The organism is Diplocloster hominis (genome assembly GCF_032380655.1).
GTDB lineage: Bacteria > Bacillota > Clostridia > Lachnospirales > Lachnospiraceae > Diplocloster > Diplocloster hominis.
On record NZ_JAWDIY010000021.1, the window covers coordinates 51154 to 67973 of the forward strand.

A 16820-nucleotide genomic window follows, 5' to 3' on the forward strand; every position below is an offset into this window, starting at 1 on the left:
TGGCCGAAAGCCACGCCGTTTTCACATACAACCTATACAATATTTAGGAGCCGCCGTCAAATGATTCCTTTCATAATCCGGCAACGATAGGGCATTTTTCATGTACCGCCTGATCCGTTGTTTCAAGCGTACGTTTTCAGCATTTTCTTCTCCTCCGGTACAGGATCTGAGCCGTAACTGCCCCGACCGCCAGCAGTACCAGCAGCAGCCACACAATTGTGTTCGCGCTGTCTCCCGTGGATGCACCTTTCGCGGTACTTGCAGAATCATCTGAACTTTGTCCGCCGCCACCCGAACCATTTGAGTCACCGGACGGGCTGGATGTCCTGTCCTTGAGCCCCTGAATGGCTGTATCCAGTGCTGTTTTCGCAGTATCCACCTCCTGCTGCGTGGCCGCCGTCTTATTCAGGATATTAAGTGCAGCGTCACGGGCGGTTACAAACTGTTTCCAGCTCTCATCCGTATAGTTCCCCTGCTTTTTATCTTTATGCTGGTCATAAAGGGCTTTTAATTGTGTTTTGTCCACAGCGGTCTGTGCGGTCCGGAGCTTGTCAATGGCTTCTGAGAGTGCTTTGTGCGCATCGTCCACACTCTTCTGGGTCGCATTCTTATCGTTCAGCACCAGCTGCGCTTGTTCAAGCTTATCCCGGAACAGATTCCAGCTCTCTCCGGTATAGGACCCCTGCTTTTTGTCCTTATTTTCCTCATAAAGCTTCTGAAGTTTTGATTTATCCACAACAGCAGGTTCTTTCTTCTCTGTCAGTGCGTCGATCGCAGCCTGCAGTCTGCCCACTTCCGCATTGAGCTCATCAGCTGTGGTAATCCGGCCTGCTGCCGCTTCCGCCTGTCTGATGGCTGTCTGCAGCGCGTTGTAGGAGTCATCCGTATAATTGCCTTTTTGAATGGCTTTCGCCTGCGCGATCAGGCCGGTCAGCGCGGATTTATCAAATTCAGCCGGTTTATTTTTCTCATAGAGTTCTTTCACTTTTTGATCAGACAGGGAGGTGCTGTAGAACAGGATCTCATCCATCATGCCCTTGAAGCTGCTCATGGCCTCACCGCCTGCGTTATTCCGGCATCCGCCGATCCACATCATGTAAGGGCTCTGGCTCTGATCCACACCAGCTTTGGTATCAAACGCAACCGGTTCCCCGTTTAAGTACAGGACGAACTTGTCACCATCTCTGACGACTGCAAAGTGGTTCCACTGATTCGCAGTCACTTTCTTACCGCCGCTCACTAATTCCACCGCGATCTCCGTCTGGGAGTCATGGCCGGGATAAGACCCATCTCCATTATTTGCGACGAATTTGAGCTCTCCTTTTTCCACCGTGAGATTATAGCGCCAGCCGTCATAGGTATCCCGCATCTGGGAGACCAGGGACTGAATCCGGTTCGTATCCTCCGGCTTAAACCAGCCGCTGATGGAATATTCGTTCAGATCTTTGACAATCTCTCCCACGTCCACATAGTTGTTCCTGCCGTCGAAGCTCAGACCGTTTCCGGATACGCCGGGCTTACGCTCCACCGTATCACCGGCGATCGCTCCGTCTCTCCCATAGGTGGAATCCACAGCGGTCTTTCCGCTCTCTTCTTCAAACTTAAATTCTCTTAAAGGTCCAAAGGTTACTTTCGTCTGGGCAGGGATTATGACATTGCCCATCAGATCTTTTACATTTTTAATGGAAATAATGGTTTCCACAAACGGTTCCAGTGGATTCGCAAGGGTCAGCATGACAGTCCGGTTGTCACTGGACAGTTCGGCTTTGGTCACGGTATTGGCGGATGCCTTCGTCCTGCCGGCAGCACTGGTGATCGTATAGTTATTGACATCATTTGCCGTTTCTCTGGTCACAGATTCGTTAAATTCCACCTGTACCCGGGTACTGGAAACAGGTATGGATTTCTCGATGACGGGACCTGCCGTATCCGGTACCGTGCTCACCTTTACAGCCGACTTCTCCCCGTTCACGGTGTTATGTACGGCCGCGACCTCAAAATCATAATCTTTTTCGGATTCCAGCGTTTTGTCCGTATACTGATTCGTAAAGGTCTTGCCGATGTACTCGCCGTTCCGGTAAATATGATATTCTTTTACATTCATTCCGTCCATCTGCACCGCGTCCCAAGTCAGAGTAACCTCGCTGGAAGAGATGGCACTGATCCCCAGATTCTTTGGTGCCGGGATCGATACATCCGTCACATCGGACGGTACCTGTTCCGGATCGTATATGGTAAGCCAGGTGTAAGTACTGGGTTCCATGGTCAATTCAATCTCAATATCACCGTTGGAGTCAATGGTGTATTCTTTCCCGTTCATATCACCGATGCACACAAAGGCCTTTTTATCTGTTGGAACCGCATTTACCTCGGGAATCTCAGGTACCGGAGGTGTCTTATCCTGATAATTGGCACCCATATGTCCGATGGGTCCGGAGGTCCGTGTCGGAGGTGTCAGCCGGTAGTGGGAGCCTTCCATGGGCGCAGGCGCGGATGTGCGGTCGGTAAGTCCCGTAAAGTACAGCGGAATCTTGACCTTCTGCGTCACGGTCCCGCCGGTCTGGTTAAAGAAAGCTGCCAGTCCCTTCTGCTCATACTCCGGGGACGCATGGACAAAACCGTCGATCGCCGTGGTGTTCATACTCTCGATGTCGACCGGTACAGGCGGCGCGATATGGATGATATCAGCCCCCAGGATATCACGGTACTTGTTATAGAATCTCCCCCAGGTTTCGATTACATTTTCCGACGGACTGAACTTTCCTTCTTCTTCCTGATACAGCCCATTTCCTCCGCGGTAGGAACCGATGACACCGCTCATCATGTTCATGCCCACCATAAAGTCGTAGGATTCTATCCGTTCATTATAAGGCCAGAAGGAGGAGTCACCGCCGCCGCCATAAGGGGAGAGGGGTACCAAAGTCCAGCCCATGGCCGGTGTCTTTTCAAAGGTCCCGTAATAGGACATCTGCCTGCCGTAGATCAATTGCGCCGCATGCGGAACGTTAAAGCCCGGCTCAGCATATCCCATAACCGCCATATTGGCACCCGCCAGGAAATTCCAGTCGGGGGAATTGATATATACGTTGCGCGCCCGAAGCTCCCGGTAGAAGTCACGGATCGCGTATTCCCACTGTTTGACCACAGAGTCCTCCGCGCCTTCATGGCCGGTATGATCGGAATGGGTACAGATCGCGCCGGGGAAGGGCCCGTCCACCTCCAGACAGTCAAAATTGGTGGCATCAATAAATTTCAGTGTGTTTTCCAGTGTATTATGAGCTTCCGGCCCGTTCATACACCGCATCTTTCCCCAGGTGCCGTCCTCGTTGGATTCGCTTTGATCCCCTCTGGCCGCCTGCATGACATAGGCCCCCAGAAGAATATCCTTTGAGTGGGCATATTCTGTCAGCGCTTTGAATTTATCGATATTTCCCTGGGAGATATCTTCCACGTTGGCTCCGGACCCAAAGGACATCAGAACCATGTTGAAGCCGGCATTGGCCGCCTGGTCAATGCCCCATCTCACCGTGTCGGGATTGGAGCTGATCAGATGATAGATGAGCGGTGCATCCAGCGTCTGCGGGAACAGAACGCGGTACATTTTTTTGACTTCCAGAGTCTGCCACTCAAAATAGCTGCTGCTGCGGAACAATTCATAAAGCTGATGGGATTCGAAGGTCTCTGCGTTTTTCAAGCGGTAATTCGGCCCGAAGTTTTCAAAATCGTATTTGCCCATCTTGGCACTGTTGTTCTCCGCATCCACCGCATAACTGCTGATGATCAGTCCATTGGCCTCATCAACGTCTTCCCACTGTTTGAAGATATATTGCCCGTTGTTTCTGTCATGATTGTCATTGCCCATATTCATATTGGAGTCCATATAGAGGGCATCCTGCAGGCTTCTGGGCGCAGGCAGCACCTCTGTGGACATGCGGTGAACCACCACATCATTTTCTCCGGTATTGGTCACATTGACTACCTTGCTCATGGCCGGAAGTCCGTCATAGATCTCATAGCGGACCTGCACCTTAACACCTGCGAACTTTGCGTCTGCACTTTCAGGAGCCGTGAAGTTGACTATGAGGGCTTTGCCCTTGGCCGGCCACGGTGTGTTTTTCATGGACGGAGGCGAAATTCTTTCATCGAATTCCCAATGGAAGGGTTCTTTGGTACTGTCTTCGACCTGATAGCTCTCATATTGGAACGTGGGGATGGTTTCATCTGTACCGCCCACATCGAACAGCGTATCGGAAGCCGTATCCTTATCCACATACTGATCATTCAGCGCCATACGGATGTCTGCCTGGAGATTTCCTTTGTCCAGCATACTGATACCGGTATAAAGGTTCTGATAGTCAACGGTCAGAAAGTTCTGGTTGATATCAAACACCCGCTTTACAAGTCCGTTGGATATCGTAACCTTCCCATCCTGCTCCTGTATGTCGGACGGTATACTGATTTTACCTGCCGCCCAGTAATCCATTCCGCTCTCCGCAGCCCCGCCTTCCAGGTCCTGGGCCACCGAATAGGTGTATTCCACCGCCAGGTTTGCGATTCCTTTTTCATTGACTACGGCGCCTGCCGGAATCTTATAAGTATAGGAGCTGCCCGGCACCAGTTTTTCCATGGATTTTACCACCAGCGTTTCCGTTCCGTCAACCGTGTCATCCTGCTCCTCCAAAGCTGTCTCGGTTGCCACCGGATTTCCTTCTCCATCATAGATCTGTATCGGTTCCGTGCCCATGGCCAGTCCCATATTATAAGTGATCTGTATCCTGCCTTCCGGGCTGATCAGGGAACCTTCCTTGGGTTCGACTGTATTCACTTCCGGCGGAAGCTTATCCTTAATACCTATCGTAGCCGCTTCCACCTGTTCCTGCGTCAGGGCTTTGTCGTAGATCCTGACATCATCCAGTCTTCCCTTAAATGCGTGTCCGTTGAATATCCCGGTTCCTTCCGCATTATATCCGCATCCGATCAGCAGATTCACGGGATTCGTGCTCAGATCGGTCGTCGTACCCCCTCCGGTGCTGATCAGCCGGCCGTTTATGTAGAGGCAGGCCTTCTGTTTGTTTCCGGTCACGGTAATGTTTGTCCAGTCTCCAAACGTAAATGTTCCTGCCGGAGCGCTTACACCGGTTCCATCCAATGCACAATCTATGGTTCCCTCTCTGCCGCTGTCTCCTCTTACGGCAATATAGAAGGAATGTTCTCCCACCGTTGTCCGGTCCCGCCCGAATATCTTATTCAGATTATTGGCCGCGCCTTTCTCCAGAAAAGCCCAGGCGGAAAACGTGTACTCTGTAGAGACAGCCGGATTGCCCACATCTGCATATGCAGTCTGGCCGTCGAACCGGATGGATTTGTCAAAAATACCGAAATCGTCTACCTCACAGGTCCCATAGATCGGGTATTCCGTGTGATCCATGTCATTGATAATGACTTTTTTTCCGCTGTTTTCACCGCTGCCGTCAATTATTTCATCCATGGCAAACTTGTACAGGGGATCCGGCAATGTGACATCGCCTTCGTCACCCCCGCCTGTTCCGGTTCCATCCGCCAGATCATTGATTTCTTCTGCGGAAAGAGATCGGTTATAGAGTTTCAGGTCATCCATCAGCCCCTTGAACATATGAGGCTGGAACGGCCCGTCTCCCTTCTCATTCCAGCAGGTGCCCACCAGAAGCCCCAGATCCCATTCATCCGCAGGTCCCGGCGTCTGTGTGACTGCTGCGGCTTCCCCGTTGATGTACAGCGTCTGTGCCGTTCCATCATTGGTAACGGCCACGTGCTGCCAGGAACCAAGTGCGACAGTCCCGGCACCAGTCTCAGTGTAACCGGGGCATTCGGCTTCCAGTTTTCCATTGTTCCGGATGCGCAGGCCCAGCTCTTTCTCATCCGGCACAGCGGTGCGTGCCCGTCCGGTGATCCTGCTGAGTCCATTGGGACTGGGATCAATATTTACCCATGCGGAGATCGTAAGCTGACCGGTGGTAAACTGGTAATCCTGTCCCAAATTTATGTAGTTCGTATTTCCGTCAAATCTAAGAGCCTGACCATGGCCGTCTTTGGAAGCTTCCCATGTGGGCGCATCTCCCAATACATCGTAAGTCTTACCGTCTGCCTGGTTGGTAACCGTGTTTTGGTCCACTGCCTCCATATCCAGGTCGACCAAGAGATCATCCGCTGCGGGAGCGACGATATCGGCAAGCGCCTTTATCTCATCCACGGAAAGGGATCGGTTATAAAGCTTCACATCGTCCAACAGCCCTTTGAACATATGTTGCTGAAAGCCCTCTGTCCCCTCCATATTCCAGCAGGTCCCGACCAGCAGATCCAGATTCCACTCATCTGTAGGTCCCGGCACCTCCGACGAACCGGCAGCCTCACCGTTTATATATAGTGTCTGGGTCGTTCCGTCGTTGGTCACTGCCAGATGCTGCCAGGAATCAAATGGCACCGCGCCCTCTTGGGTCTCCGTATAATCAGGGCATAAGGCTTCCATCTTGCCGTTTCCTCTGACATAAAGGCCCAGTTCCTTCTCCCCGGACACAGCGGTCCTTCCCCGTCCGGTAATACGGTTCAGCCCGTTGGGGGAAGCGTCCAGTTTCACCCAGGCCGCTATGGTGAGCTGTCCGGTGGTAAACTGGTAATCCTGTCCCAGGTTGATGTAATTCGTACTTCCGTCCAGCCTCAGGGCCTGTCCGTGTCCCTCTTTGCCTTCCTCCAGTGCGGCAGGGTTCCCCGCTACCTGATATGCCTGATTATCCGCTTTGTTGATAATGGCTCCATCATTCATAGATTCCATATCCAGGTCCACTAACGGGCCGTCATTCATACCGGCCGGGGCACCTCCTCCCGGATCAGCCGGTGGTTCTTCTGCTGCCGCCGATATGGACATACCACTGCATGAGATACAGACAGCCAGCAGAACTGCTAACAACTTTCTACATTTTTTCAACATAAATGCCCTCCTCTTTTTATTTTCTCCATTATAGCAAGTACATCCTCTAAAATATTTAGACTATTTTTTCACATTTTGTGGATATTTTTTACAGAGCGGAGGAGGTAATTTGAGTTTATTAGATATTTTATACAACAACGGCTGGGCAAAAGCCAGGGATGCAATAAAAATACCAAAAAAACAGCAACGCCGAATATACTTCAGCGCCGCTGCTTTTCATCTTTTATTATTTACAGCAATTCATATTGTCAAATGCCGGGTTAACCGCATAGAAATTCTTGGAGTCCAGATGCTCCTGCACGATTCTCAGGGATTCACCGAATCTCTGGAAATGCACAATTTCCCGTTCTCTCAGGAACCGGATGGGTTCCACGATTTCCGGATCTTTGATCAGACGAAGAATATTGTCATAGGTGGTGCGGGCTTTCTGCTCCGCTGCCATGTCTTCGAACAGATCGGTGATCGGGTCGCCTTTGGACTGGAACACTTCTGCGGTAAAGGGTACGCCCCCTGCCGACTGAGGCCACAGGCCTAATGTGTGGTCCACATAATATTTGTCAAAACCGGAGGCTTTGATTTCTTCGATCGAAAGATTTCTGGTCAACTGGTATACGATCGCACTGATCATCTCCATATGGGCCAGCTCTTCCGTTCCGATATCTGTCAGCACGCCGGTCACCTCTTTATAGGGCATGGTGTACCGTTGGGACAGATAGCGCATAGAAGCGGCCAGCTCTCCGTCCGGGCCGCCAAACTGGCTGATGATCACCTGAGCCATCTGAGGATTCGTCTGGGTGATTTTTACAGGGTGCTGTAATCTCTTCTCATATCTCCACATTTAGTAGCATCCTCCTTCCTGCCAGGGCCACGGCTGATTGATCCATTCCCAGGACCTGCTGCATCCGGTTGCGGTATCCACAGTAAGCGGGCCGTACAACCGGGCATATTCTTCCAGCGCGTCGTTTCTCATCCTGCTGTAATCGTTGAAATAAGCCAGCGCATCCTGGTCGCAGGGATGGGTATCCAGGTAAAGCAGGACATCGTCCACGGCAAAGCTTACCATATCTATATAATGTAAGAGTTTCTCACGGCTTTGTACGTTCGTATTCATCCTCTGCCACCTCTCATTCCACACCAAGGTTTGTCTAGCGACGGGAATATGGTCCCGGTCATCAGGGCCTTGTGTACGTCATAAGTCTCTTCCCATCTGGTCCAGGGCACGTAGGCCATCCCGACAGGATATTTGTCATTTTTGTCCATGCCGCAGTCAGGGCGGTACGCCGGCTGCATCGGCATCTGATATCTCGAACGTTCCCGGTTATTTGAAACAGGAACGGCAGCTCTCGCGGTAACGCAATCCGGCTGTCTGCAATCTGCCATTTTATAGCTCCTCTCTGAATATTATTTCCATTATTATGGTATGACAATATTCAGAATTTGCCACTTCCTTTCTTACAATTTAATTGTTGTTATCCTAATTATTCTCCGCTTGTTTCAGCTTTGGCATTTGCATCTGCACGTTACGGTTCTTATTTTCGATCACCCTTATATCTGTCGAATCCGCCACTATAATCCGGGAACAGACGGACGGAAAATATCCCGTCTCCACCACACCCGGATAACTGTGCAGCAGATCGGACAGCTTCCGGTAACCGGCCGGGGACGGGCTGTGGATATCCAGAATGTAATTCCCGTTGTCCGTTTGGTATGCCTGCCCGTTGCCGGTGCGAAGGATTGGGGTGTAACCAAGCCCGTGGATTTTCTCAGACAACAGGCGCCACCCGAATGGCAGGACTTCCACCGGCAGCGGAAAAGCTCCAAGTCTGGAAACTTGTTTTCTGTGATCCATGATCCAGATCACCTGCCCGGAATGGTATGCCGTGATCTTTTCGCGGGTTAAGGCCCCGCCGCCTCCTTTCACCGCCTCAAAATCCGGATCGATCTCATCCACTCCGTCGATAGTCAGATCGATGCGGGGTACTTCATTGATATCTGCCACCGGAATTCCGAATTCTTCCGCCAGCTTCTCAGAAGCACGGGAGGTGGCTACCGCCTGTAAACGCATACCCTCTTTGACCAGTTCCCCTGCACGCCTGATCAGGTAATACGCGGTGGACCCGGTTCCCAGGCCCAGGATCATATTGTCCCGAATGTACTCTGCCGCTTTTAGGGCGGCAGCCTGTTTTTGTTCCTGTTGAATTCGCATTATAGTTCCTCCACGATCCATTGATGCCCTTCCGCTCCCAGAAGTTCATCCGCGGCCTCAGGGCCATTGGTACCGGACGGATAGGTATAGATTGGCTGTCCTGTCTGCCGGTATGCACTGCGCAGCTGATCGATATAATTCCAGCTGGTCTCGATCTGGTCCCACTGGGAAAACCAGGAGCGCTCGCCTCTTAAGCAGGCGCCCAGCAGCCGTTCGTAGGCCTCCGGAGTATTGATCCTGTTTTCCAGCGAACAGCTCTGGCAGAAATCCATTTTGGCCTGGGAGATCTCATCGGTGTCTCCGGGTTTTTTTATATTGAACTGGAGATGTACCCCTTCCTCCGGCTGTATTTTCACGACCAGGATATCCGGTTCCATGCCGGACTCGGGCCGTTTAAACACGATGGTCACTTCCATCTCTCTGCGCCCCAGCTTCTTACCCGTACGGATGTAAAACGGCGTCCCTTTCCAACGTTCATTGTCGATGAATACTTTCAGCGCCGCATAAGTCTCTGTAATCGAATCGGGCGGCACCCCGGGCTCCTGCAGGTATCCCTCATATTGGGCCAGCACCAGCTGCCTGCCGATCTGATCCGTACGGACCGGACGCAGGGCTTTCAGCACCCGGATCTGCTCTTCGTGCATCCCCTCGGGTGAGAGATCCTGGGGCCGCTCCATAGCTACGATAGACAGGATCTGGAGGAGATGGTTCTGCACCATATCCTTCATGGCCCCGCTGGTATCATAGTAGCCGGCTCTGGTCTCCACTCCTACATTTTCCATAGCTGAGATCTGAATATTATCGATATATTCCGCGTTCCATATATTCTTAAAGATCGGATTCGTGAACCGGATCGTCTGAATATTCCGGATCATTTCCTTGCCCAGATAATGGTCGATCCGATAAATATGATCCGGTTCGAAGAACGCTTCCAGCTTATCATTTAACTCCTCCGCCGCTTTCAGGCTCTCCCCGAACGGCTTTTCCAGAATCACCTTTCCTTTTTCCGCTCCCGTCACACGTCCCAGACCATAGGCGATCACCGGAAAAAACCTGGGTGCCACGGCAAAGTAGAAAATATGGGAATCGATCCGGCTCTCCTGGTAAAAAGCATCCAACGCGTCATAGGCAGCCTCCTGTGTGAAATCCATCTGATAATAGCGGATCCCCTGGATAAACTGCCGGAACGCTTCCTCCCGGAATACAATTCTGGAAAAACGGCGAACCCACTCTCTGGCTGCTTCACAGTATGTCTGGGTGTTATAATCCCTGCGGCCGATTATAATCATCCGCTCTGCCGGCAGTTTGCCGGAGGCACTCATATTATAAAGGGCAGGCAGCAGCTTCCGAAACGTCAGATCACCGGTGCCTCCGAAGATTGTCAGCGCTTGTTTCATAATTTCCTCCAATCGTGCATGTTTTATTAGCACATATAGGTATGGGTGAACTTATTTCCCCCAGTCATGGTGGAAACTGCCCTCCTGATCGGTACGCAGATAGGTGTGCGCGCCGAAGCAGTCTCTCTGGGCCTGAATCAGGTTCGCCCCCACGTGTGCCCCGCGAAACGCGTCCAGATACGCCAGCGCATTGGTCATGGCAGGCAGCGGCAGACCAGCTTTGATTCCCTGCGTTACGATTTCACGCAGGCTGTTTTGGTTTTTCTCGATTCCCTTCCGGAAGAACTCATTGAACAATAGGTTCTCAAGGTTTGGATTCTCCTGAAATGCAGCTGTTATATCATTCAGGAAAACCGCCTGGATAATACATCCGGCCCGGAAGATAGACGCGATCCTGCCAAGTTCAAGGTTCCAATCATACTGTTTTGAGGCATCTTTCAGCAGTGAAAAGCCCTGGGCATAAGCAATGATTTTAGCAGCATAGAGCCCCTCCCGCACCATCCCGATAAATTCCGATGGATCGTCCGCAGCCGCAATATCCGGCCCTTTCAGCAGCCGAAACGCTTTTTCCCGTTCCTGCAGCCGGTTGGACATCACTCTGGCGTTACAGGCAGCCGTGATCATCGATACGTCGATGCCCTGCTTCAGGGATTCGATACTGGTCCACCGGCCGGTGCCTTTCTGCGCCGCGCTGTCCTGGATATAATCGACCAGTTCCCCGGTGGTACAGTCGTCGGGCTCCTTTAGTATATCAGCCGTAATGCCGATCAGATAGCTCTTCAGCTCACCCGACTGCCACTCCCCGAAAATCTCGGACAGCCGAAGATTGTCAAATCCCCCGATATATTTTAACAGCAGATAGGCTTCGGCGATTAACTGCATATCGGCATATTCAATTCCGTTGTGGACCATTTTCACATAATGGCCGGCCCCATCCGGTCCGATGTAGGTACAGCAGGGCTCCCCCTCCGCCTTTGCCGAGATGTCACTTAAAACCGGCCCAATTTCACGGTACACGTCCGCATCACCTCCAGGCATAATGGATGGTCCGAATCTGGCCCCTTCCTCTCCGCCTGAGATGCCAACCCCAAAATAACAGATCCCCTGCTTTTTAAGCAGTTCAAAGCGTCTTCTGGTATCCTCGAAAAAAGAATTCCCGCCGTCCATCAGGATATCCCCCTCCTGAAGCAGAGGCGCCAGATTTGAAATCACCGCGTCCACAGGAGCTCCTGCTTTGATCATCATGATAATTTTCCGGGGTCTGCTAAGCGCCTCTGTCAGTTCTTCCAGGCTGTAAAACGCGCGGATTCCCTCATGGGGATATTCCTTAACCATCGTGTCGGTTAACTCTTTTGACCGGTTATACACGGCTACCCGGTATCCGTGATCCGCCATATTAAGCGCCAGGCTCCTTCCCATCACAGAAAGTCCGATTACCGCAATATCATATTTATCCATCTATCTTCCTCCATATTATCCGTCTATTTTCCTTCATACGATTCCTCTGTTATCCTCTATTCGCGGCTTCCCGCTATTCTCGGTTTCCCTCTCATAGAGATTTTAGTTCATTACACTTATATCCTCTGGATCAAATACGAGGCTGACAACCTCATTAAGGGTGACTGCATCACAGATTTCCTTAATCCTTCCCGTCCGGGCACCCAGACGGAAACAGATCAGGTTGTTAGAAAACCGGTTGGCCACCAGAAGGAACTTTCCTCCCGGTACAATAACAAAATCTCTGGGATGCCTGCCGCCGCAGGACACAAACTGTACCACTTCCGGAAGTTCCCCTTCCAGTGAGAACACGCTTAGAAGATCCGAACCGCGGGTGGAAACATACAGGAACCGCTCATCCGGTGATATCCGGAGTGCTGCCGTGTCATCTTCCCTGGTCCCCTTTTCCGGCAGAACCGAACAGGAATCCAGCTGACAAAAGCCTGCGTTTTCATCCACACGGAAGGTGTACAGTTCGTTGCTTCGTTCCGTCACCAGATAAAACCTGGTGTGGTCCCGGTTAAAGATCCCGTGTCTTGGTCCGCTTCCGGCCGGAAAACTTATTTCTCCCGCCGGCTCATAATTCCGGGAGCTGTCAAAGATCCGTACCTTATCAAGCTCCAAACAGGGCACCAGCAGATACCGGCCATGCAGGATGACCTGGTGGCAGCCGGCAGCCGGCGCGATCTGGATTCTTTTGAGCAGGCGAAGGCCTTCTTCGGATGTTTTCTGCTCTTCATAAACCATAACCGACCCCTCGTGGTAATTCGCCGTATAAATCCGTGTGCCGTCCTGTACCACATAACATGCCGTCTGCTCTTCGCAAAAAATCTCCGCTGCCGGGTCCTCTGCTGACAAATCTACCAGGCAGATACCGGCCCTCTTATGGCGTTCCACCGGTGCAGCGATCTTCCCCTTCTGCAAAGATACATATTTGGCATTCGGAGCCGGGTAATACAGTTTAGGCTCTGTCAATGCTCCCGTCTCTTCATCTACAGTAAATCGGTAGATGCCGAAACTCTGCGCAGATTCATAAGTTCCAGCGTATCCCGTTAATATGCTCATATTACTCTTTCCTCCATTGTGCGTTTCCCGCACCTATAGCTATGGTGAACCTCAGACCGATCCACCGTCCTCCTTAGTAACAAATCCCGATAGCAATTCTTGTTCTTTACTTACCTGCATTACTCGCCTTAAATGTAATTATATCAATTACAGTTTGTATTTGCAATAAGTATTTCTAATATTTTATTGCATTCCGTATAAAATATTCACGGAACTGGTTTCCGCAGCAAAAAGACAGGACCGCCGGATGATGGGACTGCCGGGAAATAAAATTCGCATACCAGATATTCATGTAAACATGAAATCATGTTCCGTATCTGGTATGACTTTTTCATTTCCCGGCAGGCCAATCATCTGACGATCCTGTCCGTCCGGCCGAAAACGCCCTTTATTTATTCACATTTAAATTTGTAAACCGTAGTGGTGTCGTAGCATTCCCCCGCCTTCACCACCGGTGAAGGAAACGCCGGCCTGTTCACGGCATCCGGATAATACTGGGTTTCAAAGCAGACACCGGCGCGTCTTGCATAAGAGCAGCCGCCTTTTCCGATCTCTCCCTTCAGGTAATTCCCGCTATAGAACTGGACACCCGGCAGATCGGTATACATTTCCATCACGATCCCGCTCTCCTCTGATTTTAACACAGCGAATGGCTGTCCGCTGCCGGGATGGGCCAGCACCCAGTTATGATCATAACCCCCGGCCAACGTCAGCTGTTCAAAATCGCTGTCGATCTCATCCCGTATCCGCTTAGCCGCGCGGAAATCCATAGGGGTAAGGTCGACCGGCGCGATCTCTCCGGTAGGGATCGACTCCGCGTCCGTTGGCGTGTACGCATCTGCATCCATCCAGAGTATCTGATCCACAGCGTTCCCTGAATCATGGCCGTTCAGATTAAAATAGCTGTGATTCGTCATATTGAAAACAGTATCTTTATCCGAAACCGCATGATAAGATATTTTCACCTCATTGTCAGCGGTCAGCGTATAAGTCACCGTAACATCCGCCGTTCCGGGAAATCCCTGATCCCCATCCGGACTGTGCAGGTTAAAAATAACTGCGGGTTCTGACTCCGTGCCGCTCATCTTCGCATCCCACATCCGCTCATAGTATCGGTTGAATCCGCTGTGCAGATTATTTCCATTATCATTTTGATCTAATTTCCAGACAATCCCATTCAGTTCGAAGGCCGCTTTCCCGATCCGGTTGGCATTTCTTCCAACAACAGCTCCCAATCCCGTATCATTGTGCCGATATCCTTCCGGCCCCTCAAATCCAAGCACCACATCCAACATTTTCCCGTTCCGGTCCGGCACCATAAGTGAATACAAAATCGCGCCGTAATCGCTCACGGTCAATTTACATCCGTTACCATTCTCCATCGTATAAAGTGTCGCTTCCGAATCCTGAAATTTACTAGTCGTTATCCCCATAACTGCATGCTCTCCTTTTGTAAAATTCTTTCGTCTTTCATCGTACTATGAAATCCTCCAAAAATCAATGGGCACATAGAAAGGCACATGGAGGATCTGGGAGGGTACTAAGGGCCGGGAGGAGAGCGGGGCGGCCAAACCTGGGGGCACGGGCAGCAAATCTCGCGGGGCCATATCGCTTCGACCGGACCTTAGAACGGGTAACTCCGATGGAGGGAGAACCTCTTATTGGCAGGGCCCGGAACAAACTCGCCAAAGGACGGCTCGGACAGTGTTCCAGGCCCTGCGAGGTTCTCCCACCATCTGCGTAACCCGTTCTAAGGTCCGGTCTCAAGCGATATGGCCCCGCGAGATTTGCTGCCCGTGCCCCCAGGTTTGGCCGTCCCGCTCTCCTCCCTGCACTATATATGGCCTTTTTCCATGGTCGGACTGGTTGGGGGATCTGTAATTTTTTTCTTTCATTTACTGAAGTGGAATTAGGACAGGATTAGAACGGGTGCGAGCGGCGTATGAGCTCACCCCTGAGATGAATCTGGTATTTTCGGGCGGAATTAGAGCAGGCGCGGACTGGGGCGGGGACAGACACTGGGGGAGGAGCCAAAAGCCAGGATGTAACCCGCCAGGTGTCCGCTCGGTACGGACTTGCCCTATGGGGCCTGGCAGGGGAACGGTGTCTGTGATCTCCTCTCTCACATAAGGCGCCCGTGTGAAATCTTAATGAAATCGGATCGGCAGGTTTGTGGCGAAAGACTGCGTTCCATGCAGTCTTTCGGTGGCTGCTGAACCGCGAATGCATCAAGCATTCACGGTGAATCAGCCACGTACCGCAAACCTGCCGATCCGATTTCATTTAGATTTCACCGGGTAACAGCCTTAAGTGAGAGAGGGGATCACAGACACCGCTCCCCTGCCAGGCCCCATAGGGCAAGTCCGTACCGAGCGGACACCTGGCGGGTTACATCCTGGCTTTTGGCTCCTCCTCCAGTGTCTGTCCCCGCCCCAGTCCGCGCCGGCCCCCAGCAAATTATTTCCCCTGAATATACCCCTGCGCCTTCAGAAGCTCCGCGCATAAAACCGCACCGCCGGCCGCGCCGCGGACCGTATTATGGGAGAGGCCCACGAATTTGTAATCGTAGACGGTGTCTTCGCGAAGGCGTCCTACAGATATACCCATGCCGTTCTCAAAGTTGACGTCCATCTTGACTTGCGGACGGTTATCTTCTTCCAGGTATTGAATGAACTGCTTCGGAGCGCTGGGCAGGTTCAGTTCCTGGGGAAGGCCCCTGAAGTTTACTAAACGGTCGATCAGTTCTTCTTTGGCCGGCTTCTTTTCAAAGGATAGGAATACGGCTGCGGTGTGTCCGTCCAGCACGGGTACACGGATGCACTGGCAGGTGATGACAGGGCTTTGCGCTTTGACGATCTCTCCGTTCTCGATGCTGCCCCACAGACGTAAGGGTTCCTGCTCGCTCTTTTCTTCTTCTCCTCCAATGTAGGGGATGATATTTTCAATCATTTCCGGCCAGTCTTTGAAGGTCTTGCCTGCGCCGGAGATCGCCTGGTAGGTGGTGGCTACCACTACAGTGGGAACGAATTCTCTCCAGGCGGTCAGTACGGGAGCATAGCTCTGGATGGAGCAGTTGGGTTTTACTGCGACAAATCCTCTCTGGGTTCCCAGACGCTGTCTCTGGAATTTGATTACCTCGAAGTGTTCCGGATTGATTTCCGGTATTACCATGGGTACGTCCGGAGTCCAACGGTGCGCGCTGTTATTGGACACGACCGGAGTCTCTGTTTTCGCATACGCTTCCTCGATGGCTTTTATTTCTTCTTTCGTCATATCGACGGCGCTGAATACAAAGTCAACACTGGCTGCTACTTTTTCAACCTCATTGACATTCATCACTACCAGTTTCTTAACCGCTTCCGGCATCGGTGTCTGCATTTTCCAACGGTCACCTACCGCGTCCTCATATGTCTTACCTGCAGACCGGGGGCTTGCGGCGATCGTAACCACTTCAAACCACGGATGATTTTCCAATAATGAAATAAAACGCTGTCCTACCATACCGGTACCGCCCAGGATACCTACTCTTAATTTCTGACTCATCTTCCCATTCTCCTCATTATTCTATTTATATGTAAGAGTTCCGCTGTGGGAACTCTTCATCTGTTCATTATTTGTTTTTGTGCAGCGTACATTTGTCTTTATTGGAAATATACTACTCCAATTCTGCAAAAAAAGCAACTGAATTCCC

The 16820-nt window shown here is 51.5% G+C and carries 10 protein-coding genes; all 10 read right to left on the reverse strand.

Annotated elements, in window-relative coordinates; all coding sequences use genetic code 11:
- Window positions 1-136 precede the first annotated feature (136 nt).
- Window positions 137-6964, reverse strand: coding sequence for a LamG-like jellyroll fold domain-containing protein (locus tag ABC831_RS18025; RefSeq protein WP_343249477.1), 6828 nt, complete (start codon window positions 6962-6964; stop codon window positions 137-139).
- 226 nt (window positions 6965-7190) lie between these two features.
- Window positions 7191-7802, reverse strand: a complete 612-nt coding sequence (locus ABC831_RS18030) for a manganese catalase family protein (RefSeq protein ID WP_158352805.1) — start codon at window positions 7800-7802, stop codon at window positions 7191-7193.
- The gene (locus ABC831_RS18035) at window positions 7803-8075 is read right to left on the reverse strand and encodes a spore coat protein CotJB (RefSeq protein WP_158352806.1); all 273 of its coding nucleotides are present in this window, start codon (window positions 8073-8075) and stop codon (window positions 7803-7805) included.
- Window positions 8072-8344, reverse strand: a complete 273-nt coding sequence (locus ABC831_RS18040) for a spore coat associated protein CotJA (RefSeq protein ID WP_343249478.1) — start codon at window positions 8342-8344, stop codon at window positions 8072-8074. Before ABC831_RS18040 ends, ABC831_RS18035 begins: the two co-directional genes overlap by 4 nt.
- 94 nt (window positions 8345-8438) lie before the next feature.
- Window positions 8439-9170 carry a ribose-5-phosphate isomerase RpiA gene (gene rpiA / locus ABC831_RS18045; RefSeq protein ID WP_343249479.1) on the reverse strand — a complete coding sequence of 244 codons (732 nt, stop codon included), beginning with the start codon at window positions 9168-9170 and terminating at the stop codon, window positions 8439-8441.
- Window positions 9170-10567, reverse strand: coding sequence for a glucose-6-phosphate dehydrogenase (zwf, locus tag ABC831_RS18050; protein ID WP_343249480.1), 1398 nt, complete (start codon window positions 10565-10567; stop codon window positions 9170-9172). Before zwf ends, rpiA begins: the two co-directional genes overlap by 1 nt.
- Window positions 10568-10618: 51 nt before the next feature.
- Window positions 10619-12025 (reverse strand): NADP-dependent phosphogluconate dehydrogenase, encoded by a 1407-nt coding sequence (gndA, locus tag ABC831_RS18055; protein WP_343249481.1) that lies wholly within the window; start codon window positions 12023-12025, stop codon window positions 10619-10621.
- Between the two features lie 102 nt (window positions 12026-12127).
- Window positions 12128-13129: a lactonase family protein gene (locus ABC831_RS18060; protein ID WP_343249482.1), complete on the reverse strand. Its 1002-nt coding sequence runs from the start codon at window positions 13127-13129 to the stop codon at window positions 12128-12130.
- Window positions 13130-13521: 392 nt separating this feature from the next.
- On the reverse strand, window positions 13522-14562 hold the full coding sequence (locus tag ABC831_RS18065) for an aldose epimerase family protein (protein WP_343249483.1): 1041 nt from the start codon (window positions 14560-14562) through the stop codon (window positions 13522-13524).
- Between the two features lie 1024 nt (window positions 14563-15586).
- Entirely contained in the window at window positions 15587-16672 is a 1086-nt protein-coding gene (asd, locus tag ABC831_RS18070; RefSeq protein WP_343249484.1) for an aspartate-semialdehyde dehydrogenase, read from the reverse strand.
- Between the last annotated feature and the right edge of the window lie 148 nt (window positions 16673-16820).